Here is a 22,946-nt window from a genome sequence, read left to right on the forward strand (position 1 = left end):
CCCAGCGCCAGCGCCGTTTGTTATGCGCGAACCGAAATCGCCAGGAACTCAAGTATGTCTCGCCAAGACGCGAACGCAGCCTTTGCCCTCTCCTCCTTTTTGCAGGGCACCAACGCCACCTACATCGACGAAATCTACGCCCGCTACGAGAAGGACCCGTCCTCGGTGGATGCCGAGTGGCAGGACTTCTTCAAGAGCCTCAACGACCAGCCGGGTGACATCAGCAAGAACGCCCAAGGCCCGTCCTGGGAGCGCGCCAACTGGCCGCTGACCCCGCAGGATGATCTGACCTCCGCGCTCGACGGCAATTGGGCGGAAGTCGAGAAGACGGTCGGAGCCAAGATCGCTGCCAAGGCGCAGGCCAAGGGTGGCGATAAGAGCGGCGGCCTCTCCTCCGCCGACCTTCTCCAGGCCACCCGCGACTCGGTCCGGGCCCTGATGCTGATCCGGTCCTACCGCATGCGCGGTCACTTCCACGCCAAGCTCGATCCGCTCGGCATCGAAGCCCAGCGCAATCGCGAAGAGCTCGACCCGCGGACCTACGGCTTCAGCGAAGCCGATTTCGACCGCAAGATCTTCCTCGACCATGTGCTCGGTCTCGAATACGCCAGCTTGCGCGAAATCACCGCGATCTGCGAGCGCACCTACTGCCAGACGCTCGGCGTCGAGTTCATGCACATCACCAACGCGGCGCAGAAGGCGTGGATCCAGGAGCGGATCGAGGGGCCGGACAAGGAAATCTCGTTCACCCGCGAAGGTCGCCGTGCCATCCTGATGAAGTTGGTCGAAGCCGAAGGTTTCGAGAAATTCTGCGACACCAAGTTCACCGGCACCAAGCGCTTCGGCCTGGACGGTGCTGAATCGCTGATCCCCGCGCTCGAGCAGATCATCAAGCGCGGCGGCAATCTCGGCGTGAAGGAGGTCGTGCTGGGCATGCCGCACCGCGGCCGCCTCAACGTCCTGACCCAGGTGATGGGCAAGCCGCATCGCGCGCTGTTCCACGAGTTCAAGGGCGGTTCGGCCAATCCTGATGCGGTCGAAGGCTCGGGCGACGTCAAATATCACCTCGGCGCGTCTTCGGATCGCGAGTTCGACGGCAACCGCATCCATCTGTCGCTGACCGCCAACCCCTCGCATCTGGAGATCGTCGATCCCGTGGTGCTCGGAAAAGTCCGCGCCAAGCAGGATCAGCACGGCGATCCGCCGGATATGCGCATCTCGGTGATGCCGCTGCTGATGCACGGTGACGCCGCGTTCGCCGGCCAGGGCGTGGTCGCGGAATGTTTCGGCCTGTCGGACCTGAAGGGCTACCGCACCGGCGGCTCCGTGCACTTCATCGTCAACAACCAGATCGGCTTCACCACCTATCCGCGTTATTCCCGTTCGTCGCCTTACCCGTCCGACGTGGCGAAGATGATCGACGCGCCGATCTTCCACGTCAACGGCGACGATCCGGAAGCCGTCGTGTTCGCGGCCAAGGTTGCGACCGAGTTCCGGCAGAAATTCCACAAGCCCGTCGTCATCGACATGTTCTGCTACCGCAGGCATGGCCATAACGAGGGCGACGAGCCGGCTTTCACCCAGCCGGTGATGTACAAGAAGATCGCGGCCCATCCGTCGACGCTCGAACTCTACGCCCGCCGCCTCATCAGCGAAGGCGTGTTGACCGAGGGCGAGGTCGAGAAGGCCAAGGCCGACTGGCGCGCGCGGCTCGATGCCGAACTCGAAGCCGGCTCCGGCTACAAGCCCAACAAGGCCGATTGGCTCGACGGCAAATGGGCCGGCTTCAAGATCGCCGATCAGGAAGAAGATGCGCGGCGTGGCGTCACCGGCGTCGACATCGCCGCCCTGAAGGACATCGGTCGCAAGATCACCAAGGTGCCGGACGGTTTCCGCGTCCACCGCACGATCCAGCGCTTCCTAGAAAACCGCGCCAAGGCGATCGACGGCGGCACGGGCATCGACTGGGCGACCGGCGAAGCGCTGGCGTTCTGCACGCTGCTCAACGAGAACCACCATGTCCGCCTGTCCGGACAGGATTCGGAGCGCGGCACTTTCTCGCAGCGCCACTCGGTCCTGATCGACCAGGAAGACGAGAGCCGCTACACGCCGTTCAACCATCTCGGTCACGAGCAGGGCCATTACGAGGTCATCAACTCGCTGCTGTCGGAAGAAGCCGTGCTCGGCTTCGAATACGGCTATTCGCTCGCCGAGCCGAACACGCTCACCCTGTGGGAAGCGCAGTTCGGCGACTTCGCCAACGGCGCGCAGGTCGTGTTCGACCAGTTCATCTCCTCGGGTGAGCGCAAATGGCTGCGCATGTCCGGCCTCGTCTGCCTCCTGCCGCACGGCTATGAAGGCCAGGGACCGGAGCACTCCTCGGCGCGTCTGGAGCGCTATCTGCAGATGTGCGCGGAAGACAACATGCAGGTGGTCTATCCGACCACGCCGGCGAACTACTTCCACGTGCTGCGCCGGCAGCTTCATCGCGAGATCCGCAAGCCGCTGATCGTGATGACGCCGAAGTCCCTGCTGCGTCACAAGCGGGCGGTGTCGCGTCTCGAGGAGCTCGCGAAGGGAACGACCTTCCACCGCATCCTCTATGACGACGCCCAGATGCTGCCGAGCGAAGCGATCAAGCTCGTTCCCGACGAGAAGATCCGCCGCATCGTGCTCTGCTCGGGCAAGGTCTATTACGACCTCTACGAGGAGCGCGAGAAGCGCGGCATGGACGACATCTATCTGATGCGCGTCGAGCAGCTCTATCCGGTGCCGCTCAAGGCGCTGGTGGCCGAACTGTCGCGCTTCAAGAAGGCCGAAGTGGTGTGGTGCCAGGAAGAGCCGCGCAACATGGGTGCCTGGCACTTCATCGAGCCCTATCTGGAGTGGGTGCTGAACCAGGTGAACGGTGCGAGCCGGCGTCCGCGTTATGTCGGCCGCGCCGCCTCCGCTGCGACCGCCACGGGTCTGATGTCGAAGCATCAGGCGCAGCTGAAGGCGTTCCTGGACGAAGCATTGAGCTGAGAAGTTTTTACACCTCGTCATGCCCCGCCTTGTGCGCAATTGCGCACCGGGGCGGGGGATCCAGTATTCCGCGCCGCCCGTCTCTATCACGACTGTCACGGCGTACTGGATCGCCCGCATCCGCGGGCGCTGACATCTGCACCTATGTCCGCATTGGCGATCTCCTTAAGGAAAAGACCATGACTGAAATTCGTGTGCCGACCCTCGGCGAATCCGTCACCGAGGCCACCATCGGCCGCTGGTTCAAGAAGGCCGGCGATCCCGTCGCCGTCGACGAGCCCTTGGTGGAGCTCGAGACCGACAAGGTCACCATCGAAGTCCCGGCGCCCTCAGCCGGCACGCTGAGCGAGATCATCGCCGCCGATGGTGCCACCGTCGCCGTCGGCGCGCTGCTCGGCCAGATTACCGAAGGCGCCGCCGGCGCTGCCAAGCCGGCAGCTGCGCCCGCGAAGCCCGCGGCTGCCGCTCCTGCGGCCGCTGCTGCTCCCGCCGCGGCGAAGGCGCCACCGGCCGATGCGCCGCTCGCTCCCTCCGTGCGAAAGCTCTCGGCCGAGACCGGCGTCGATGCCTCGACCGTTCCCGGCTCCGGCAAGGACGGGCGCGTCACCAAGGGCGACATGCTCGCCGCGATCGAGCGTGCGGCCTCGGCGCCGACCCCCGTCAACCAGCCGGCCGCAGCGGTTCAGGTCCGCGCACCGTCGCCGGCCGATGACGCCGCCCGCGAAGAGCGCGTCAAGATGACCCGGCTGCGCCAGACCATCGCGCGCCGCCTCAAGGACGTGCAGAACACCGCCGCGATGCTCACGACCTTCAACGAGGTCGACATGACCAACGTCATGGCGCTGCGTGCCCACTACAAGGATGCGTTCGAGAAGAAGCATGGCTCGAAGCTCGGCTTCATGGGCTTCTTCACCAAGGCCGTCGTCCAGGGGCTGAAGGACATCCCGGCCGTCAACGCCGAGATCGACGGCACCGATCTGATCTACAAGAACTACTATCACATCGGCGTCGCCGTCGGCACCGACAAGGGCCTCGTCGTGCCCGTGGTGCGCGACTGCGACAACAAGTCGATCGCCGACATCGAGAAGGGCATCGCCGATTTCGGCCGCCGCGCCCGCGACGGCCAGCTCAAGATCGACGAGATGCAGGGCGGCACCTTCACCATCACCAATGGCGGCATCTACGGCTCGCTGATGTCGACCCCGATCCTGAACGCGCCGCAGTCCGGCATCCTCGGCATGCACAAGATCCAGGAGCGGCCGATGGTCGTCGGCGGCAAGATCGAGGTCCGCCCGATGATGTATCTGGCGCTGTCCTACGATCACCGCGTCATCGACGGCAAGGAAGCCGTGACCTTCCTTGTCCGCGTCAAGGAGAGCCTGGAAGATCCGGCGCGCCTGGTGCTCGATCTCTGATCGCTGATGCTCTGCGAGCGCCGTCGCCTTTCGCGACGGCGCGTGTCGAACTATGGAGGCGCGCGTGACGGATAAAGTCGTTGTCATCACCGGCGGCAGCCGCGGCATCGGCCGTGCGACCGCAATTGCCGCCGCGGCACGCGGCTTCCGGATCGTTGTCGGCTATGCCAGCAACAAGACGGCCGCCGATGAGGTGGTCGCCGAGATCGCGGCCAGCAACGGCAAGGCCATCGCGGTGAAATGCGACGTCGCCGAGGAAAGCGACATCCTGGCGCTGTTCAAGGCCGCGGACGCGTTCGGCACGCTCGGCGCGCTCGTCAACAATGGCGGTATTGTCGGGACCAGCGGCGTGCGCGTCGACGAGATGTCGGCCGAGCGCATCCAGCGTGTGATGGCGGTCAACGTCACCGGCTCCATCCTCTGCGCGCGCGAAGCCGTGAAGCGGATGTCGACCAGGCATGGCGGCCAGGGCGGCGTCATCGTCAATCTGTCGTCGGTTGCGGCCAAGCTCGGCGCGCCGAACACCTATGTCGACTATGCCGCGTCCAAGGGCGCGATCGATTCCTTCACCATCGGCCTCGGCTATGAGGTTGCCGGCGAGGGCATTCGCGTCGCGGGCATCCGCCCCGGCCTGATCGACACCGAAATCCACGCTGCCGGCGGTGAGCCCGACCGCGCCCATCGCTTGGCCCATATGGTGCCGATGAAGCGCGTCGGTACGGCCGATGAAGTCGCCAATGCCATCGTCTGGCTGATGTCGGACGATGCCTCCTACGTTACCTCAGCCATTCTCGATGTGTCCGGCGGACGCTGACGCGCCGCGCGGACGCTGACACATCCTTCAACGCTAAACTTACGGGACTTTCTCTCATGGCTACCTACGATCTCGTCGTCATCGGCACCGGACCGGGCGGTTATGTCTGCGCGGTGCGTGCAGCGCAGCTCGGCATGAAAGTCGCCGTGGTGGAAAAGAACGCGACGCTCGGCGGCACCTGCCTCAATGTCGGCTGCATGCCGTCGAAGGCGCTGCTGCATGCCTCCGAAATGTTCGAGGAGGCCGGGCATTCCTTCGCCAAGATGGGCGTCAGCGTCTCCGCGCCGAAGCTCGATTTGCCTGCGATGATGAACTTCAAGCAGCAGGGCATCGACGGCAACGTCAAGGGCGTCGAGTTCCTGATGAAGAAGAACAAGATCGACGTGCTCAAGGGCGCCGGCAAGATTCTCGGCACCGGCAAGGTCGAGATCTCCGCCGACGGCAAGTCGCAGGTCGTCGAAACCAAGAGCATCGTGATCGCCACCGGCTCGGACATCGCGCGGCTCAAGGGCATCGAGATCGACGAGACCCGCATCGTGTCGTCGACCGGTGCGCTGTCGCTGGACAAGGTCCCCGGCAAGTTGCTGATCGTCGGCGCCGGCGTGATCGGCCTCGAGCTCGGCTCGGTCTGGCACCGTCTCGGCGCCGAAGTGGTCGTCGTCGAATTCCTCGACCGCATCCTGCCCGGCATGGACGGCGAGATCGCCAAGCAATTCCAGCGCATCCTGGAGAAGCAGGGCTTTGCCTTCAAGCTCAGTGCCAAGGTCACGGGCGTGGACACCTCCGGCAAGACGCTGAAGGCGACGATCGAGCCCGCCGCGGGGGGCGCTGCCGAGACGCTGGAGGCCGACGTCGTTCTCGTCTGTATCGGCCGTGTGCCGTACACGGAGGGGCTCGGCCTGAAGGAAGCCGGTGTTGCACTCGACAATCGCGGCCGCGTGCAGATCGACCCGCATTTCGCCACCAGCGTGAAGGGCGTCTATGCCATCGGCGACGTCGTCGCGGGCCCGATGCTCGCGCACAAGGCCGAGGATGAAGGCGTCGCGGTTGCCGAGATCATCGCCGGGCAGGCCGGCCACGTGAACTACGATGTTATCCCAGGCGTCGTGTATACCACGCCGGAAGTATCCTCCGTCGGCAAGACCGAGGAGGAGCTGAAGCAGGCGGGCGTGGCTTATACGGTCGGAAAGTTTCCCTTTACCGCCAACGGGCGCTCCAAGGTCAACCAGACCACCGACGGCTTTGTGAAGATTCTCGCAGATGCGAAGACCGATCGCGTCCTCGGCGTGCACATTATCGGCCGCGAAGCCGGCGAAATGATCCATGAGGCAGCCGTTCTCATGGAGTTTGGCGGCAGCGCGGAGGATCTCGCGCGCACGTGCCACGCGCACCCGACGCGCTCCGAGGCCATCAAGGAAGCCGCGCTTGCAGTCGGCAAGCGGGCCATCCATATGTAGGTCGCGCCCAGCGCCGAATCGGGCGGGAAACACATGCTACGCCGCCTGCTTCAACCGGTCTGGGTCCTGCTTGCGATCATCTTCCTGATCGAAGCCTGGCTGTGGGACCATCTCGAACCGATCGTCGCGCGGGTTGTCGCAATCGTCCCGCTTGCGCGGTTCAAGCAATGGCTGTCGGACCGCGTCGATGCGCTGTCGCCAGCGATGACGCTGATCGTGTTCGCTGTACCGATCGTCCCGCTGTTTCCGCTCAAGCTGGTTGGCCTGTGGCTGCTCACGCACGAATACTGGACCAGCGCGGTCTTCACCATCGTGTTCGCAAAGCTGCTCGGGGTCGGCGTCACCGCCTTCGTGTTCGACGTGACGCGCGACAAGCTGATGGAGATGGCGTGGTTCGAGCGGCTCTATGATCTGGTGCTGAAGCTGCGTGCCAAGGCCGCCGAGCTGGTCGATCCGGTCAAGCGACGCATCAAGGAGCTGATCGCCGGCAACGGCGAAGGCTGGTCCTCCCGCACGCTCCGCCTGATCCAGCGCTTTCGCAAGAGCGTGCACGAAGCGCGGTGAAGCCTCACCGCAGACTCGCTGTCATCGCCCGGCTTGACCGGGCGATCCAGTATTCCAGAGACGGCAATGGCTACGGAGAAGCCGCGGCGTACTGGATGCCCCGGTCAAGCCGGGGCATGACAGCGCGCATGTCGCTGCGCTCATGCGGGCTACGAGCCTCAATGCAGATGCAGCAGATGCGGCGACCATGCGCCGAGCATGGTCATCCCAAGTCCGGCAAGCGACAGCAGGCCCGCGATCCAGGCGAGCGGCAGCATGCCGGTGATGATGGTGGCTGAGGCCAGCACGATGCCGATCTGGAAGGCGGCGGACGCCAGCTCGAAGTGATGATATTTCGCAGTCGCCTCGTCGCGCTCATGCTCGGCGTGCTTGGCCTTTTCGGCCAGCTGCTCGGTGCCTTCGCCGGTCTCCGGCTCGGAGCGGTAGCGCTGCGCGGTCTTCTGCCAGTCCTCGATCTGCTTCTGCACGGCCACCTTGTTGGCCTCGTCGCTCGCCGCGCCGAGGATGAGCTTGCCCTGGTCGGCCATGGTCTGCACCACGGTGCGGCGGATGCTCTTGGCCTGGAAGAACGCCCAGAGGTTGGAGGCCTCGACGTTCTTGCTGATCGATTCGGTCTGGGCGCCCTTGCCGAGCGTCTCGGAGATCGCCAGGAACAGCGCCAGAACCGCGATCAGGAGCGCGATCTTCTTGTTCGAGCCGGACGCGTGTTCGGCGTGCTCGGCATGCTCCATGCTTTCATGTGCGCTCATAAATCCCTCCTGCCTGTTTACCAACGATTGACCGAACTGCGCGACGGGCGCAAGTGGCAAGCCGCGATGGCCGTTGCAATTAAGGGTTTCGCGTCGGGGCTGATCTAGTCCTGTCCCATGACCACAGCGGAATTCATCGCAGCCTGCGTCTGGCCTTCCATCCTCGCATCCGCGCTTGCGCTGCTGAAGGCCCGCAACACCGCGGCCTTTCCGTTCGTCGGCAAGATTGTCCTCGCGCTTGGCCTGACCTACATCGGCCTGTTGCGGTTTTATGACAAGAGCTCGATCATCGCAGTCAACGACGTCCATGTCGGCCTCGTTGTTCTGGGCCTGATTATCGTCGGCTCGCAGCTGCGACAACCTCCGCTGTACGGCTCATGGCGTGACCAGGCGAAGGCGTTCGCCTCGATGATCCTGATCGTGCTGCTCGGCAGCGGTCTTGCATGGTATGCCGGACGAATGCTGTTTCTCGATCACCTGACGTCCCGCCTTGTGATCGAAGGCCGTGTCGATCGTGCGTGGAGGTCAGGTAGCCGCCGCAAAGCGGACTATCTCGTTCGCATCGCGGGCCAACCGGTGAAGGTCACGGCGCCGCTGTACGAGCGGCTGGAGACGTTCAGGCCGATGGTCCGCGTCGAGGTCGGGCGCGGCTCGAACTACGTCTACGATATCGAGTATCTCGCCAACTGAGCCGCTATCGGCGCGGATGCGCGCTGGCATAGACTTCCAGCAGCCGCTCGGCATCGATGCCGGTATAGATCTGCGTGGTCGAGAGCGAGGCATGGCCGAGCAATTCCTGGATCGCGCGCAAATCGCCGCCGCGTGACAACAGGTGCGTGGCGAAGGAATGCCGGAGCGCGTGCGGCGTGGCGCTGTCGGGCAGGCCGAGCGCGCCGCGCAGCCGCTCCATCGCGAGCTGGATGATGCGCGGGCTCAAGGGCCCGCCGCGTGCGCCGACGAAGATCGGCCCCTCCGCCGGCAGCGGATACGGGCACATGGAAACGTATTCTTGCACCAGTGCGAGCACGTTCTGGAGCACCGGCACCATGCGGGTCTTGTTGCCTTTGCCCGTCACGATCAGCACGTCGCCTTCACCGGGACGCGGGACCTCGCGGCGCGTCAGCCCCAGCGCTTCGGAGATGCGCAGGCCTGAGCCGTAGAGGAGAGCCATCACGGCGGCGTCGCGCGCAAGAATCCAGGTCTCGCGGTCCTCGCCGGCGCGCTCGTCGGCGTCCGCAAGACGTTTGGCCGACGCCATCGGCAGCGGCTTGGGCAGGCTCTTTGCGACTTTCGGCGCGCGGATCGCCGAGAGCGCCCCGACCTTGCCCTTGCCTTCGCGCTCGAGAAAGCGGCCGAACGAGCGCAGGCCCGCGAGCGCGCGCATCAGGCTGCGGCCGGCAATATCGTCGGCGCGGCGCATCGCCATGAAGGCTCTGATATCGGTGGCCTCCAGCGCGGCGAAACGCTTTAGCGTCACTCGCTCGCCCCAATGGCCGCAGAGGAAAATCAGGCACTGCCGCAAATCGCGGGCATAGGCTTCCAGCGTCTTCGGCGACAGCCGCCGCTCCGCGCCGAGATGCGACAGCCAGCGCGTCATCTCCCGCGCGATGTCAGGATCGGCGCTGGCGAGCTCGATTTGTGGGGCGGCCGCTTTGCTCATGCGCTCTGGACGTGGTGATTCCACTCAGTATATCGCATCACACTCGTTTATCGTTCGCTAAGGCCGCCTCAGGGCGCTAGCCTTGAAGCCCCCGGGTTCCGATTCCCCCTCCATGGATCACACGTCGCGCAGCAACGCCGTCTCCGCCAACGCGACCCGCATGGTCGACGTGCTGGTGCCGGTCGCGCTCGACCAGACCTATTCCTACAAGGTGCCGCGCGGAATGGAGCTGAAGGCGGGCGATATTATTGGCGTGCCGCTCGGCCCGCGCGAGGTGCTCGCCGTGGTCTGGGCCGAAAACGCCAATCCTGATCCGCGCCTGCACAACCGCCTCAAGGAGGTCAGCGAAAAGCTCGACATCCCGCCGTTGAAGCCCGAGCTGCGTGCGGTCGTGGACTGGATCGCCAATTACACGTTGAGCCCGCGCGGCATGGTGCTGCGCATGTGCCTGCGGATGGGCGAAAACCTCGGCCCCGAGCGGGTGCGCGCCGGCGTGCGCCTGGTCGGCGATCCGCCAAAACGTCTGACGCCGGCGCGGCAGCGCCTGATCGAGGTGCTGTCGGACCGGCTGCTGCACGGCAAGTCCGAGGCGGCCAGAGAGGCCGGGGTTTCGGCCGGCGTGATCGACGGCCTCGTCGACGAAGGAACGCTCTCGGTCGAGCCGATGCCCCCGCCTCCGCCGCCGCCGGCCCCAGATCCGGATTTCAGCCGGCCGGATTTTTCGCCGCTTCAGCGCGCCGGGGTCGATGCCATGCGCGCACTCGCCGCCAACGGCAGCTTTCACGTCGCGCTGCTCGACGGTGTCACCGGCTCGGGCAAGACCGAGGTTTACTTCGAAGCCGTCGCCGAGGCGATCCGCCGCGGAAAACAGTCGCTCATCCTGATGCCGGAGATCGCGCTCACCGGCCAGTTCCTCGATCGCTTCGCGCAGCGCTTTGGCGTGCGCCCTCTGGAATGGCATTCCGAGCTGACGCCGCGCACCCGCGCGCGCAATTGGGCGGCGATCTCCGAGGGCAGCGCGCCGGTTGTGGTCGGCGCGCGCTCGGCGCTCTTTCTGCCCTACGCCAATCTCGGCCTCATCGTGGTCGATGAAGAGCACGACCAAGCCTACAAGCAGGACGAGGGCGTGCATTATCACGCCCGTGACATGGCGGTGGTGCGCGCGCATATCGCAAAGGTTCCGATCGTGCTGGCGTCGGCGACGCCGTCGGTCGAATCCGAGGTCAATGCGCGCAAGAACCGCTATCAGCGCATCGCTCTGCCGTCGCGCTTCGGCGGCCAGCACATGCCACATATCGAGGCCATTGACATGCGCCGCGAGCCGCCGGCGCGCGGCCGCTTCATCTCGCCGCGGCTGGCGTCCGAGATCAGGACCGCGATCGAGCGGCGCGAGCAGGCGCTACTGTTCCTCAATCGCCGCGGTTATGCGCCGTTGACGCTGTGCCGCGCCTGCGGCCATCGCTTCGCCTGCACCATCTGCGATGCCTGGCTGGTCGATCACCGCTTCCGCCAGCGCCTCGTCTGTCACCATTGCGGCTTCTCGATGCCGCGCCCGCAAACCTGTCCGCATTGCGCGGCGGAGGAATCGCTGGTCGCGGTCGGGCCCGGCGTCGAGCGCTTGCAGGAGGAGGCGGCGGCGCTGTTCCCGGAGGCCCGCACCATGGTGCTGTCGAGCGATCTCATCACCTCGATCGAGACGATGCGCTCCGAGCTGAACGACATCGCGGAGGGCCGCGTCGACGTCATCATCGGCACCCAGCTCGTCGCCAAGGGCCACAATTTTCCGCGGCTCAATCTGGTGGGCGTGGTCGATGCGGATCTCGGCCTGTCCAATGGCGATCCGCGCGCCTCCGAGCGCACCTGGCAGTTGCTCAACCAGGTGATCGGCCGCGCCGGGCGCGAGCAGGGCCGTGGCATCGGTTATCTCCAGACCCACCAGCCCGATCATCCCGTGATGAAGGCGCTGATCGCCTGCGACCGCGAAGCGTTCTACGATAGCGAGATCGATTTGCGCGAACGCACGCTCTATCCGCCGTTCGGGCGGCTCGCGAGCCTGATCATTTCCGCCGGCGACCGGCCGAGCGCCGAAGGCTTTGGCCGCCACCTCGTTGCGCTCGCGCCGCGCGACGAACGCGTTGTGGTGCTGGGCCCGGCGGAAGCCCCGCTCGCGGTCATCAAGGGCCGCTACCGCTTCCGCATCCTGGTGAAATCGGCGCGCGGCTTCGACCTGTCGGATTATCTGCGCAACTGGCTTGCCGCATGCCCGAAGCCGAAGGGCAATCAAAAGCTCGAAGTCGACGTCGATCCGCAGAGCTTTTTGTAAGGAGCTGCAAAACTCCCCGTCATTGCGAGCGCAGCGACTTGTCCGCCGAAGCTTTAGCGAAGGCGGAAGCAATCCAGAATCCCTCCACGGAGGCAGTCTGGATTGCTTCGTCTCTCCGCTCCTCGCAATAACGGCGGAAGAACAAACAAAAAGCCCGCCGTCCCCCAAGACGGCGAGCTTGTTTCAGGCGTCGCGCTTTAGGAGACGACTTCGGCAGTGACGCGGCCGACGCCGGCGCCGGTGAGGCCGATGGCACGGGCAGCGCCCGTGGAGAGGTCGAGGACACGGCCGCGGATGAACGGGCCACGGTCGTTGATGGTGACGATGACGCTCGAGCCGCCATGGGTGACACGCAGCTTGGTGCCGAACGGCAGTGAACGGTGCGCCGCGGTCATGGCGTTCTGGTTGAAGCGCTGGCCGGAGGCGGTCCTGCTGCCGGACTCGTTCCCGTAAAAGGAAGCCATGCCGGAGAAGGAACGTCCGGTGCCCTGCGACGGCGTCATCGATGCATTGGCGTTACGCCAATCGGAGGTCGTGTTGGCATCGGTCTGGGCGTGGTGGCGGTGATGATGGTGGGAATAGCGATGGTGATGGCGGGATTTGGCGGAAGCTTCGGTGGCAGTTCCCCCGATGAGAAGAGTTGCGGCAACAAAGGCGATCGCCTTACGCGGCCGGGTCACTGAGCCCAGCGTCTTCAAACAAAGCATATATTGGTCCCTAAGCTAGTATTGCCACATATGTGGCAAGTGGAGCCCCCGTAAGTTTGCGAGCGGGATCGCGTTTCGATTCCTAATGAGGCGTGAATTGGGCAGTAAATCCGTTCTGTGTCGCTGTGTAATATCTTGTTACCGGCAGGGATATTCGGCCGACATTCCGTAATATTGGAATTTAGCAGTTTGTTAACCTCTATATTACTCGCGAATACTGTAAAACGAAGTCATCGCTTTCCGCATTTAGAATTCAGAAAGTATTCGGCGAGTGGAGCCGGGAGGGCTGGAATCACGCCTCAGCGATCCGTGTTCATGGCGGCTATGCGCTGAGGGCAGGAACCAATCGCCGGCCTCGGCTCAGGGTTGGGCTTAAGCGCTGTGGCAATTCCGCGGCATGGCAAGGTCGTCGTCGCGTCGTCGTGGAGTGCGACGAACTGGCGACAGAACGTCATGCCTTTAATTTGGCGTCATGTTGCACGTGCGCGCCTGCTATGTTAGCAAAGCCGCGATTTTAACGAGCCCGGCACTTCCGTGCGGGGTCGAAAATCGAAGTCCCGCTTGAATTCCAAGGGCTTGGATCGCTAGGCGCCGCTTCGTGGCGACGGTTTTTCCCTTGCGAGTTTGACAGCAAAAAGAGCACGTCTGTGGCTGCAGAAGATACGTCCGTTTCCGGTGTGTCGGGCCGTTATGCAACGGCCTTGTTTGAACTGGCCCGCGACCAGAAAGTGGTCGACGAGGTCAAAGCCGATCTCGAAAAATTCGAGGGCATGCTGAACGAAAGCGCCGATCTGAAGCGCCTCGTCCGCAGCCCCGTGTTCGCGGCCGATGCCCAGTCCAGAGCCCTCTCGGCCGTGCTGGACAAGGCCGGCATCGCCGGCATCTCCGCCAATTTCCTGAAAGTGCTGACCGCCAACCGCCGCCTGTTCGCGGTGGCTGACGTCATCCGCGCCTATCGCGCCCTGGTCGCCAAGTTCAAGGGCGAGGCGACGGCCGACGTCACCGTGGCGGAGGCGCTCTCGGACAAGAATCTCGACGCCCTCAAGGTTGCCCTGAAGTCGGTGACCGGCAAGGACGTCGCGCTCAACGTGAAGGTCGATCCCTCGATCATCGGTGGCCTCGTGGTCAAGCTTGGCAGCCGAATGATCGATAGCTCGCTTCGCACCAAACTCAATTCGATCAAGCACGCGATGAAAGAGGCAGGCTGATGGACATCCGCGCCGCGGAAATTTCCGCGATCCTCAAGGACCAGATCAAGAATTTCGGCCAGGAAGCTGAAGTCTCCGAAGTCGGACAGGTGCTGTCCGTCGGCGACGGTATCGCTCGCGTTTTCGGTCTGGATAACGTCCAGGCCGGTGAAATGGTCGAATTCGAGAACGGCACCCGCGGCATGGCGCTGAACCTCGAAACCGACAACGTCGGTATCGTTATTTTCGGCGCTGACCGCGAGATCAAGGAAGGTCAGACCGTCAAGCGCACCCGCGCCATCGTGGACGCGCCGGTCGGCAAGGGCCTGCTCGGCCGCGTCGTCGACGCGCTCGGCAACCCCATCGACGGCAAGGGCCCGATCCAGGCCGACAAGCGCATGCGCGTCGACGTCAAGGCGCCCGGCATCATTCCGCGCAAGTCGGTGAACGAGCCGATGGCGACCGGCCTCAAGGCGATCGATGCCCTGATCCCGATCGGCCGCGGCCAGCGCGAGCTGATCATCGGCGACCGTCAGACCGGCAAGACCGCGATCGCGCTCGACACCATCCTCAACCAGAAGCCGCTCAACGCGCAGCCGGACGAGAACATCAAGCTGTATTGCGTCTACGTCGCGATCGGCCAGAAGCGCTCGACGGTTGCCCAGTTCGTGAAGGTGCTGGAAGAGCAGGGCGCGCTCGAATATTCGATCATCGTCGCCGCCACCGCGTCGGATCCGGCACCGATGCAGTACATCGCGCCGTTCACCGGCTGCACCATGGGCGAGTACTTCCGCGACAACGGCATGCACGCCGTCATCATCTATGACGATTTGTCCAAGCAGGCCGTCGCCTACCGCCAGATGTCGCTCCTGCTGCGCCGCCCGCCGGGCCGCGAAGCCTATCCGGGCGACGTATTCTATCTGCATTCCCGCCTGCTCGAGCGCGCGGCGAAGCTGAACAAGGACCAGGGTTCGGGCTCGCTGACGGCGCTGCCGGTCATCGAAACCCAGGCCAACGACGTGTCGGCCTACATTCCGACCAACGTCATCTCGATCACCGACGGCCAGATCTTCCTGGAAACCGACCTGTTCTTCCAGGGCATTCGCCCCGCGGTGAACGTCGGTCTGTCGGTGTCGCGCGTCGGCTCCTCGGCACAGACGAAGGCCACCAAGAAGGTCGCCGGCAAGATCAAGGGCGAGCTCGCGCAGTACCGCGAAATGGCGGCGTTCGCGCAGTTCGGCTCCGACCTCGACGCCTCGACCCAGCGCCTGCTCAATCGCGGCTCGCGTCTGACCGAGCTCCTGAAGCAGCCGCAGTTCGCGCCGCTGAAGATGGAAGAGCAGGTCTGCGTGATCTGGGCCGGCACCAACGGCTATCTCGACCCGCTGCCGGTCAACAAGGTGCGCGCGTTCGAGGACGGTCTGTTGTCGCTGCTGCGCGGCAAGAACGTCGAGATCCTCAACGCGATCCGCGACAGCCGCGATCTCTCCGACGACACCGCCGCCAAGCTGAAGTCGGTGGTCGAAGGTTTCGCCAAGAGCTTCGCATAAGAGAACGGTCGCAAGGCCGGGCTTCTTGTCCCGGCCTTCCGTGCCTCACTGCATGGAAACGAAGACGTGGATGCCCGGGACACGCCCGGGCATGACGACTGGGATAGGCTAGCGGCTTGATCCAAGGGGTCGAACCGCCGGGGTGAACGAAGAATGGCGTCACTTAAAGACATGCGCGTCCGCATCGCCTCCACCAAGGCGACGCAGAAGATCACCAAGGCCATGCAGATGGTCGCGGCGTCCCGGTTGCGCCGCGCCCAGCAAGCGGCCGAGGCGGCGCGGCCCTATGCCGACAAGATGAGCGCGGTGATCTCCAACATCGCCAGCGCTGCCGCCGGTTCGCCCGGCGCCCCGGTGCTGCTGGCCGGCACCGGCAAGGATCAGGTTCACCTACTGCTGGTCTGCACCGGCGAGCGTGGTCTGTCCGGCGCGTTCAACTCCTCGATCGTGCGCCTCGCGCGCGAGCGCGCCCAGGCGCTGTTGGCGCAGGGCAAGGAAGTCAAATTCTTCTGCGTCGGCCGCAAGGGCTACGAGCAGCTCCGCCGCCTGTACGACAAGCAGATCGTCGAGCATCTCGACCTGCGCGGCGTTCGTCAGCTCGGCTTCGTCAACGCGGACGACATCGCCAAGAAGGTGCTGGCCCGCTTCGATAACGGCGAATTCGACGTCTGCACGCTGTTCTACGCGCAGTTCAAGTCGGTGATCGCCCAGGTCCCGACCGCGCAGCAGATCATTCCGCTGACCGTGGAAGAAAAGGCGGCGACCGCGCCGTCGACGTCCTACGACTATGAGCCGGAGGAAGACGAACTCCTCTCCGGCCTGTTGCCGCGGAACATCGCGGTGCAGATTTTCCGTGCGCTGCTGGAAAACAACGCCTCGTTCTATGGCGCGCAGATGAGCTCCATGGACAACGCCACCCGCAACGCCGGCGAAATGATCCGCAAGCAAACCCAGATCTACAACCGAACCCGTCAAGCCCAGATCACCAAGGAGCTGATCGAGATCATCTCCGGCGCCGAGGCGGTCTGACGCACGAACCAAACGACGGTCGTTCAAGTAAAGAATTTCGAAGGAGAGCTTCATGGCTACAGCAGCTACCCAGGTCGGTCGCGTCACCCAGGTCATGGGCGCCGTCGTCGACGTTCAGTTCGAAGGCCATCTGCCGGCCATTCTGAATTCGTTGGAAACCAGGAACGGCAACATCCGCCTCGTGCTGGAAGTTGCACAGCATCTCGGTGAGTCCACCGTGCGCACGATCGCGATGGACGTGACCGAAGGTCTGGTCCGCGGCCAGGAAGTGACCGACACCGGTCAGCCGATCTCGGTTCCGGTGGGTGCAGGCACGCTCGGGCGCATCATGAACGTGATCGGCGAGCCGATCGACGAAGCCGGTCCGATCCAGTCCGAAGGCATGCGCGCCATCCACCAGGAAGCGCCGAGCTACACCGACCAGTCGACCGAAGCTGAAATTCTCGTCACCGGCATCAAGGTCGTCGACTTGCTCGCGCCCTACGCCAAGGGCGGCAAGATCGGCCTGTTCGGCGGCGCCGGCGTCGGCAAGACCGTGCTGATTCAGGAGCTGATCAACAACGTCGCGAAGGCGCACGGTGGTTACTCCGTGTTCGCCGGCGTCGGCGAGCGTACCCGCGAGGGCAACGACCTCTATCACGAGTTCATCGAGTCCAAGGTCAACGCCGATCCGCATAATCCGGATCCGAGCGTCAAGTCGAAGTGCGCGCTGGTGTTCGGCCAGATGAACGAGCCGCCCGGCGCTCGCGCCCGCGTCGGCCTCACCGGTCTGACCGTCGCCGAGCACTTCCGCGACCAGGGCCAGGACGTGCTGTTCTTCGTCGACAACATCTTCCGCTTCACCCAAGCCGGCTCTGAAGTGTCGGCGCTGCTCGGTCGTATCCCGAGCGCCGTGGGTTACCAGCCGACGCTCGCCACCGACATGGGCGCGCTGCAGGAGCGCATCACCACCACGCAGAAGGGTTCGATCACCTCGGTGCAGGCCATTTACGTTCCGGCCGACGACTTGACCGACCCGGCGCCCGCGACCTCGTTCGCGCATTTGGACGCCACCACGGTGTTGAACCGCGCGATCTCGGAAAAGGGCATCTATCCGGCGGTGGACCCGCTCGACTCGACCTCGCGCATGCTCTCGCCGCTCGTCGTCGGCCAGGAGCACTACGACACCGCGCGTCAGGTCCAGCAGGTGCTGCAGCGCTACAAGTCGCTGCAGGACATCATCGCCATTCTCGGCATGGACGAGCTTTCGGAAGAGGACAAGCTGACGGTGGCCCGCGCCCGCAAGATTGAGCGCTTCCTGTCGCAGCCGTTCCACGTCGCCGAAATCTTCACCGGCTCGCCCGGCAAGTTCGTCGACCTCGCGGACACCATCAAGGGCTTCCGCGGCCTCTGCGAAGGCAAGTACGACCACCTGCCGGAAGCCGCCTTCTACATGGTCGGCACCATCGAAGAGGCGATCGAGAAGGGCAAGAAGCTGGCGGCCGAGGCGGCCTAAGCTGCGAAGGGCGAGCAGGGAGTAGCGAATAGTCGCGCCGCTCCCGCTCCATTCGCAATTCGCTACTCACCATTCGCAGGTTTCCAATGGCCACCTTCCACTTCGATCTCGTCTCGCCGGAAAAGCTCGCCTTCTCGGGCGAGGTCGACCAGGTCGATATCCCCGGCGTCGAAGGTGACTTCGGCGTGCTGGCGGGACACGCGCCGGTCGTGGCCGCGATCCGGCCCGGCATTCTCACCGTGACCACCGGCGGCAAGCACGAGAAGATCATCGTGCTCGGCGGTATCGCCGAAGTCTCCGAGAAGGGCCTGACCGTACTCGCCGACGTCGCGACCTCGCTGGCCGAGCTCGACCGCGCGCAGTTCGCCGCGACCATCTCGGAGATGGAAGAGGGCTTGAAGGAGCACGAAGGCAACGAGCTCGATCAAGCCATCGCCCGGCTCGACCACTTCAAGAGCATCCAGCAGCAGCTCAGCAGCACGGCGATGCACTAAGCCCCGGTGCACTGCGCCGGGGCCCGAACTGAAAATTCCTGAATAAGTTCAGCGCTCGTCACGGGAGTGGCGGGCGCTGAAACTTTGTTGCACGGCGCCGCCGATAGCGCCATTCTGCGCCCGCGAACTTTGTTCCGGGGGCCGACCGCAGATGAAACGCAAGATCGCAGCGATTTTCGCGGCCGATATTGCCGGTTACTCGCGACTGGTTGCGGAAGACGAAGAGGAGACGCTGCGGCGTCTCGCCGCCTATCGCGAGGTCGTCGATGATTTCATTGCCAGGGCGGGCGGACGCATCTTCAACACCGCGGGCGATGCCGTGCTTGCGGAATTTCCAAGCGCAGTCGATGCGGTGCGCTGCGCGATCGACATTCAGGAATCCCTGCGAACCCGCAACATGGCCTATCCGCCGAGCCGGCAGATGTCGTTCCGCATCGGTATCACCATCGGTGACGTGGTCGAGCGCGACGGCGATCTGCTCGGTGACGGCGTCAATATCGCCGCCCGGCTCGAGGGCCTCGCCGAGGTCGGGGGCATCTGCGTCTCCCGCGCCGTGCACGAGCAGGTCGCCAACAAGCTGTCGGTGCAGTTCGCCGATATCGGCGCGCAGGAGGTCAAGAACATCCCGACGCCGGTGCACGCCTACATGGTGGCGATGCGGCGCGGGGACGGTAGCTACGCGACGCCGCAGATCAAGAAGGTGACGAAGGCTGAGGCCGCGCCGAACTGGATGTGGCCGCTGGTGGTCGGTGTCGTCTCCGTCGTCGCCATCGGCGTCGGCGGCTTCCTCTATTTCACCAAGCTCGAGACGACCAGGGCGCCGGCGGTTGCAGTGACCGCGCCAAGCCCAGCATCAAGTCCGATGCCCAACGCGGCTGCGGCAGCAGCGCCAAGCCCGTCATCCACCATGGCGGCGAAAGCGCCGATGCCCATGCCGGCACCATCGGCTTCACCGATGGCCGGCAAGTTTCCTGCCGACAGCGTCCCCTTCATCAACGAGCGCATCCGCAACTACCTGGCCGGCGACTATTCCGCTGCCGGCGACTACAAGGCGTTCGCACTCAATGTCGGCGGGTTCACCGGCGCGTCGTTGAATCAGCCGAACGAGGAAGCCGCGCGCAACGCCGCACTCGATCAGTGCCAGAAGCGCGCCGATGCCGCGCAGTCGCCGCGGCGTTGCGAGCTCTATGCAGTCGGCAACAATGTGGTCTACACGCACGGCAAACCGCCGATGCCGCCGCAACCGTTCGTCCGGCATGATGCCATGACCGAGCGCGCCTTCGCCTCGAAAGACTTTCCGATGGTGCGCGATCCCGCCAAGGTCCGGCTCGAGAACATGTTCGTGCCCGCGGCAAAATCCCGCGCGGTCGCGCTCGGCCCCGGCGGCCAATATTTCATGGTGATGGGCGCATCGTCCACCGACGATGCCGCGCGGCGTTCACTGGAATCGTGCGGTGCGATCGCCGGCGTCGCCTGCCTGGTCGTTGCGGTCGACGAGAATTTCGTCGTGCCGATCCCGACCCTGCTCCGGATCACCGGCTTCTTCCATGCGGCGTCGAACGCCTCGATCATCGCAGATGCGCGCGACGAGGTCGTGCGCAAGCTCGCCGACGGCATGGGCTGGAACGCCGTCGCGGTCGGCACCGCGGGCCGGCCGGGCCTCGGCCTCAAGGCCGCGGACGAGCAGACCGCCGTCAATTCCGCGCTCGCCGACTGCGCCAAGCGCGACAGCGACTGCCACCTCATCGCAATCGGCCCGTTCACGGTGGGACCGATCAACTAGGCTCACGCAAATTTCCGGGCAAAGTTCTCTAATGATTTCAACCCCGTTCTACTGTGCATGGGGTTGTTTTTCGCGTTTTTAGTTCGCGAACGGCGCAAACTGCTGCGCCACTGCGCTGTAGACGTGGCGGCGGAACGGCACCACGACATCGGGGACGCGGTCGAGCCGCTCCCAGCGCCAGGCGTCGAACTCGGCGGGCTGCCCGTTGCGCGGCGTCAGCGGATCGATCTCGTCATCCTTGCCGGTGAAGCGTAACGCGAACCATTTCTGGCGCTGGCCGCGGAATTTCGCCAGTCGATGTGTCTGCGGCCCGTCATATGGCGGGAATTCGTAAGTCAACCAGTCGGTCTCGCCGAGATAGGATGCGCTCTTGACGCTGGTCTCTTCCCAGAGCTCGCGCAGCGCGGCATCGCGCAAATCCTCGCCCTCGTCGACGCCGCCCTGCGGCATCTGCCAGTCCAGACCCGGCAGGATGATCTCGGGTCCGTCGCCCTTGAAGCGGTGCCCGATCAGCACGCGGCCATCGGCATTGAACAGCGCGATTCCGACATTGGGACGGTAGGGTTTTTCAGTGCTCACGCGTGGATCTCTCGTCGTCATTTCAGGCTGTGCATTAGAGCGTTTTCGAGCGAAGTGGATACCGGTTCGCGTCAAGAAAACGCGTCAAAATAAAAAACTAGAGCCCCGTCCCGATTCTATCGGAACGGAACTGGCTCTAGCATCAACCTGGAATGGCGACTTGAACTAATCCTGCGCCAGCGCGGAAAATTCCTTCACCACGCGCTCGTAGACCGGGCGCTTGAACGGGACGATCAGCCCGGTCAGGTTCTTCATCGGCTCCCAGCGCCAGCTCACGAACTCGGCCTTGTGACCGCCGCCGGGCTTTTCGACGTTGATCTCGCTATCCTTGCCGGTGAAGCGGACCGCGAACCATTTCTGGCGCTGACCGCGGTAGCGGCCCTTCCAGGTGCGCCCGGCGACCGTGCGCGGAATGTCGTAAGTGAGCCAGTCCGGAACTTCGCCGAGCCGCTCAACCGAACGCACGCTGGTCTCCTCATAGAGCTCGCGCTTGGCGGCCTCCCAATTGTCCTCGCCGGGATCGACGCCGCCCTGCGGCATCTGCCAGACATGGGTGTCGTCGACATGCTCGATGCCGCCAGCGCGGCGGCCGATGAACACCAGTCCGTCCTTGTTGAGCAACATCACGCCGACGCAGGTCCGGTAGGGCAGATCCTCGTAACGCGCCATTCCGCCAGACCTCTCGCATGCTGTCGGTAAGGCTTAAGCAGGCCCCGCGGGCCTGTACCATACCAATCCGTTGATTTAGCTGGATTTTGATTTCAGCATCGCGGTTGTCAATGGCACCAAAAGGATACCTCGGTCGCCCAATGTCTTGGTCCAGGCGCCGATGCGCTCGATCGAGACCGGGAGGGCGGAGGCGGTGCCCACGGCCACGCCGCGCTCGCGCGCCGCCGCTTCGAGCTTGGTCAGGGCGCGGTCGATCTCGGCCGGGGTCGGCACCGCGTCAATCGCGATATCGCCCTTGCCGAACGGCATCGCCTGGCTGCCGGCCGCTTGCGGCGCGATGCTGCGCGGCGAGGAGCCGTCGTCGAAGAAGCCGAGCCCGCGCTTGGCCGCCTCGCGGATGATCGGCTGCATCGCCGGCTCCGTCGCGATGAAGCGGGCGCCCATGAAATTGGTGAGGCCGGCATAGCCCTGCATCCGGCTCAAATGCCAGTACAGGCGGTCCATGTTCTGGTCGGCACTCAGCGAGGTCAGCAGCGTCTGCGGTCCCGGATCGTTGTCGGGGAAGTCATAGGGCTCCATCGGGATCTGGAGGAAGATCTCGTGGCGCTGGGCGCGGGCGCGCTCGGCGAGTTTTCCTGGATCGGACCCATAGGGCGTGAAGGCCAGCGTCACCGCCGCTGGCAACCGCATGATGGCATCGGTGGTCTTGGCGGCGCCGACGCCGAGGCCGCCGATCAGGATCGCGACCACCGGCATCTTGGCGGCCTTGGCGCGGTCGGCATCCGCCGCATAGACGTTGAACGGCTTCAGATCCCCGGAAACCGCGGGGATCATGCCATAGCGCGATTTCTCAAGAAGTTTTGGGTCGATCCCGGCCATGACGGGCGGCGGTGCGGAGGCCGCCGCCGTCTCGCTTTTGCCGGCGGCATCGCCGCCGATCACCACGTCGTGGCGCATGCCGGTGGAACCGTCGATCATGGTGACGGTCTTCTGCTCGCCCGCCTGCTTCGGTGCGTCCTTGGTCTCTTGCTTGCTTTCCTGCTTGCTGTCCTGGCCATGGCCGGCCGCGGCCGGCTTGTCGTCGCCAGCCTTGTCTGCGGCATTGGGTTCGCGGATCGCGAGCCGTGTCATTGGCTCGCCGCCGAGCGGATCCTTGTTGAAGATGGCGAAGCCGGCAAAGGTGACCAGGAACAGTCCGAGCAGGACCGCGAGCAGCTGCATGGCCGTGAACGGCAGCCGCAGCCGACGTTTCCGGCGCGGCTTGTCCCGTCCGAGCGGGGCGCTCAGATCATCGGCCGTTTCAGTCATGCGCGATCCCGAATCACTCAGCAATGACGATACCACGCCGGGGTCAAGCGGCGGCAGGCCGGGATAGGCCGGGGGATATCAGGAGTTCCAAGCAAAAAGGGCGGCTCCGGGAGCCGCCCTTTTCGTCAGATCGCGATGC

General features: G+C 64.6%; 19 protein-coding genes. 13 read left to right on the forward strand and 6 right to left on the reverse strand.

Annotated elements, in window-relative coordinates; genetic code table 11:
• The first annotated feature begins 54 nt into the window (after positions 1–54).
• The 5 genes from IVB19_RS00880 (at position 55) to IVB19_RS00900 (ending at position 7,274) form a co-directional block, all read left to right on the forward strand.
• Positions 55–3,024, forward strand: coding sequence for a 2-oxoglutarate dehydrogenase E1 component (locus tag IVB19_RS00880; protein ID WP_018459832.1), 2,970 nt, complete (start codon positions 55–57; stop codon positions 3,022–3,024).
• Positions 3,025–3,203: 179 nt separating this feature from the next.
• Positions 3,204–4,439 carry a 2-oxoglutarate dehydrogenase complex dihydrolipoyllysine-residue succinyltransferase gene (gene odhB, locus IVB19_RS00885; protein WP_026233886.1) on the forward strand — a complete coding sequence of 412 codons (1,236 nt, stop codon included), beginning with the start codon at positions 3,204–3,206 and terminating at the stop codon, positions 4,437–4,439.
• A 52-nt stretch (positions 4,440–4,491) separates the two neighbouring features.
• Positions 4,492–5,253: an SDR family oxidoreductase gene (locus IVB19_RS00890; protein WP_018459834.1), complete on the forward strand. Its 762-nt coding sequence runs from the start codon at positions 4,492–4,494 to the stop codon at positions 5,251–5,253.
• Between the two features lie 56 nt (positions 5,254–5,309).
• Positions 5,310–6,710, forward strand: a complete 1,401-nt coding sequence (lpdA, locus tag IVB19_RS00895) for a dihydrolipoyl dehydrogenase (RefSeq protein ID WP_018459835.1) — start codon at positions 5,310–5,312, stop codon at positions 6,708–6,710.
• 33 nt (positions 6,711–6,743) lie between these two features.
• A complete protein-coding gene (locus IVB19_RS00900; protein WP_018459836.1) occupies positions 6,744–7,274 on the forward strand; it encodes a hypothetical protein in 531 nt (176 codons plus the stop codon).
• A gap of 158 nt (positions 7,275–7,432) precedes the next feature.
• Here the strand turns inward: IVB19_RS00900 and IVB19_RS00905 are convergent, their stop codons facing one another.
• Positions 7,433–8,023, reverse strand: a complete 591-nt coding sequence (locus IVB19_RS00905) for a DUF4337 domain-containing protein (RefSeq protein WP_026233888.1) — start codon at positions 8,021–8,023, stop codon at positions 7,433–7,435.
• Positions 8,024–8,140: 117 nt separating this feature from the next.
• On the opposite strand from IVB19_RS00905, the gene IVB19_RS00910 reads away from it, so the two are divergent.
• Positions 8,141–8,713, forward strand: a complete 573-nt coding sequence (locus IVB19_RS00910) for a hypothetical protein (protein WP_018459838.1) — start codon at positions 8,141–8,143, stop codon at positions 8,711–8,713.
• 4 nt (positions 8,714–8,717) lie between these two features.
• Here the strand turns inward: IVB19_RS00910 and IVB19_RS00915 are convergent, their stop codons facing one another.
• Positions 8,718–9,683, reverse strand: coding sequence for a tyrosine recombinase XerC (locus IVB19_RS00915; RefSeq protein WP_018459839.1), 966 nt, complete (start codon positions 9,681–9,683; stop codon positions 8,718–8,720).
• A gap of 112 nt (positions 9,684–9,795) precedes the next feature.
• On the opposite strand from IVB19_RS00915, the gene IVB19_RS00920 reads away from it, so the two are divergent.
• The gene (locus tag IVB19_RS00920) at positions 9,796–12,006 is read left to right on the forward strand and encodes a primosomal protein N' (RefSeq protein ID WP_018459840.1); all 2,211 of its coding nucleotides are present in this window, start codon (positions 9,796–9,798) and stop codon (positions 12,004–12,006) included.
• 197 nt (positions 12,007–12,203) lie between these two features.
• Here IVB19_RS00920 and IVB19_RS00925 read toward each other — a convergent pair whose 3' ends face one another.
• Complete coding sequence (locus tag IVB19_RS00925; protein ID WP_026233889.1) at positions 12,204–12,713, reverse strand: septal ring lytic transglycosylase RlpA family protein; 510 nt, start codon at positions 12,711–12,713, stop codon at positions 12,204–12,206.
• A 647-nt stretch (positions 12,714–13,360) separates the two neighbouring features.
• On the opposite strand from IVB19_RS00925, the gene IVB19_RS00930 reads away from it, so the two are divergent.
• The 6 genes from IVB19_RS00930 to IVB19_RS00955 all read left to right on the forward strand — a co-directional run bounded on the left by IVB19_RS00930 (position 13,361) and on the right by IVB19_RS00955 (position 20,251).
• The gene (locus IVB19_RS00930; RefSeq protein WP_027566412.1) at positions 13,361–13,921 is read left to right on the forward strand and encodes a F0F1 ATP synthase subunit delta; all 561 of its coding nucleotides are present in this window, start codon (positions 13,361–13,363) and stop codon (positions 13,919–13,921) included.
• Positions 13,921–15,450 (forward strand): F0F1 ATP synthase subunit alpha, encoded by a 1,530-nt coding sequence (gene atpA / locus IVB19_RS00935; protein ID WP_018459843.1) that lies wholly within the window; start codon positions 13,921–13,923, stop codon positions 15,448–15,450. Before IVB19_RS00930 ends, atpA begins: the two co-directional genes overlap by 1 nt.
• 153 nt (positions 15,451–15,603) lie before the next feature.
• Complete coding sequence (locus tag IVB19_RS00940; RefSeq protein WP_026233891.1) at positions 15,604–16,479, forward strand: F0F1 ATP synthase subunit gamma; 876 nt, start codon at positions 15,604–15,606, stop codon at positions 16,477–16,479.
• Positions 16,480–16,531: 52 nt separating this feature from the next.
• Positions 16,532–17,974, forward strand: a complete 1,443-nt coding sequence (gene atpD / locus IVB19_RS00945; protein WP_007598896.1) for a F0F1 ATP synthase subunit beta — start codon at positions 16,532–16,534, stop codon at positions 17,972–17,974.
• An 86-nt stretch (positions 17,975–18,060) separates the two neighbouring features.
• Complete coding sequence (locus IVB19_RS00950; protein ID WP_018459845.1) at positions 18,061–18,468, forward strand: F0F1 ATP synthase subunit epsilon; 408 nt, start codon at positions 18,061–18,063, stop codon at positions 18,466–18,468.
• 151 nt (positions 18,469–18,619) lie between these two features.
• Positions 18,620–20,251, forward strand: a complete 1,632-nt coding sequence (locus IVB19_RS00955; RefSeq protein ID WP_018459846.1) for an adenylate/guanylate cyclase domain-containing protein — start codon at positions 18,620–18,622, stop codon at positions 20,249–20,251.
• Positions 20,252–20,329: 78 nt separating this feature from the next.
• On the opposite strand, the gene IVB19_RS00960 is transcribed toward IVB19_RS00955, so the two are convergent.
• The 3 genes from IVB19_RS00960 to IVB19_RS00970 form a co-directional block, all read right to left on the reverse strand.
• Complete coding sequence (locus IVB19_RS00960; RefSeq protein WP_018459847.1) at positions 20,330–20,830, reverse strand: RNA pyrophosphohydrolase; 501 nt, start codon at positions 20,828–20,830, stop codon at positions 20,330–20,332.
• Positions 20,831–20,995: 165 nt separating this feature from the next.
• On the reverse strand, positions 20,996–21,499 hold the full coding sequence (locus IVB19_RS00965) for an RNA pyrophosphohydrolase (protein ID WP_018459848.1): 504 nt from the start codon (positions 21,497–21,499) through the stop codon (positions 20,996–20,998).
• A 75-nt stretch (positions 21,500–21,574) separates the two neighbouring features.
• Positions 21,575–22,807, reverse strand: a complete 1,233-nt coding sequence (locus IVB19_RS00970) for a divergent polysaccharide deacetylase family protein (RefSeq protein ID WP_018459849.1) — start codon at positions 22,805–22,807, stop codon at positions 21,575–21,577.
• Between the last annotated feature and the right edge of the window lie 139 nt (positions 22,808–22,946).

It is taken from the genome of Bradyrhizobium sp. 187, from assembly GCF_023101005.1.
Classification (GTDB): domain Bacteria; phylum Pseudomonadota; class Alphaproteobacteria; order Rhizobiales; family Xanthobacteraceae; genus Bradyrhizobium; species Bradyrhizobium canariense_D.

What these genes read in the sequence shown, in the direction of transcription:
- IVB19_RS00880 (WP_018459832.1), top strand. Translation starts at nt 55, where the DNA reads ATGTCTCGCCAAGACGCGAACGCAGCCTTTGCCCTCTCCTCCTTTTTG.
- odhB (WP_026233886.1), top strand. Translation starts at nt 3,204, where the DNA reads ATGACTGAAATTCGTGTGCCGACCCTCGGCGAATCCGTCACCGAGGCC.
- IVB19_RS00890 (WP_018459834.1), top strand. Translation starts at nt 4,492, where the DNA reads ATGGAGGCGCGCGTGACGGATAAAGTCGTTGTCATCACCGGCGGCAGC.
- lpdA (WP_018459835.1), top strand. Translation starts at nt 5,310, where the DNA reads ATGGCTACCTACGATCTCGTCGTCATCGGCACCGGACCGGGCGGTTAT.
- IVB19_RS00900 (WP_018459836.1), top strand. Translation starts at nt 6,744, where the DNA reads ATGCTACGCCGCCTGCTTCAACCGGTCTGGGTCCTGCTTGCGATCATC.
- IVB19_RS00905 (WP_026233888.1), bottom strand. Translation starts at nt 8,023, where the DNA reads ATGAGCGCACATGAAAGCATGGAGCATGCCGAGCACGCCGAACACGCG.
- IVB19_RS00910 (WP_018459838.1), top strand. Translation starts at nt 8,141, where the DNA reads ATGACCACAGCGGAATTCATCGCAGCCTGCGTCTGGCCTTCCATCCTC.
- IVB19_RS00915 (WP_018459839.1), bottom strand. Translation starts at nt 9,683, where the DNA reads ATGAGCAAAGCGGCCGCCCCACAAATCGAGCTCGCCAGCGCCGATCCT.
- IVB19_RS00920 (WP_018459840.1), top strand. Translation starts at nt 9,796, where the DNA reads ATGGATCACACGTCGCGCAGCAACGCCGTCTCCGCCAACGCGACCCGC.
- IVB19_RS00925 (WP_026233889.1), bottom strand. Translation starts at nt 12,713, where the DNA reads ATGCTTTGTTTGAAGACGCTGGGCTCAGTGACCCGGCCGCGTAAGGCG.
- atpA (WP_018459843.1), top strand. Translation starts at nt 13,921, where the DNA reads ATGGACATCCGCGCCGCGGAAATTTCCGCGATCCTCAAGGACCAGATC.
- IVB19_RS00940 (WP_026233891.1), top strand. Translation starts at nt 15,604, where the DNA reads ATGGCGTCACTTAAAGACATGCGCGTCCGCATCGCCTCCACCAAGGCG.
- atpD (WP_007598896.1), top strand. Translation starts at nt 16,532, where the DNA reads ATGGCTACAGCAGCTACCCAGGTCGGTCGCGTCACCCAGGTCATGGGC.
- IVB19_RS00950 (WP_018459845.1), top strand. Translation starts at nt 18,061, where the DNA reads ATGGCCACCTTCCACTTCGATCTCGTCTCGCCGGAAAAGCTCGCCTTC.
- IVB19_RS00955 (WP_018459846.1), top strand. Translation starts at nt 18,620, where the DNA reads ATGAAACGCAAGATCGCAGCGATTTTCGCGGCCGATATTGCCGGTTAC.
- IVB19_RS00965 (WP_018459848.1), bottom strand. Translation starts at nt 21,499, where the DNA reads ATGGCGCGTTACGAGGATCTGCCCTACCGGACCTGCGTCGGCGTGATG.
- IVB19_RS00970 (WP_018459849.1), bottom strand. Translation starts at nt 22,807, where the DNA reads ATGACTGAAACGGCCGATGATCTGAGCGCCCCGCTCGGACGGGACAAG.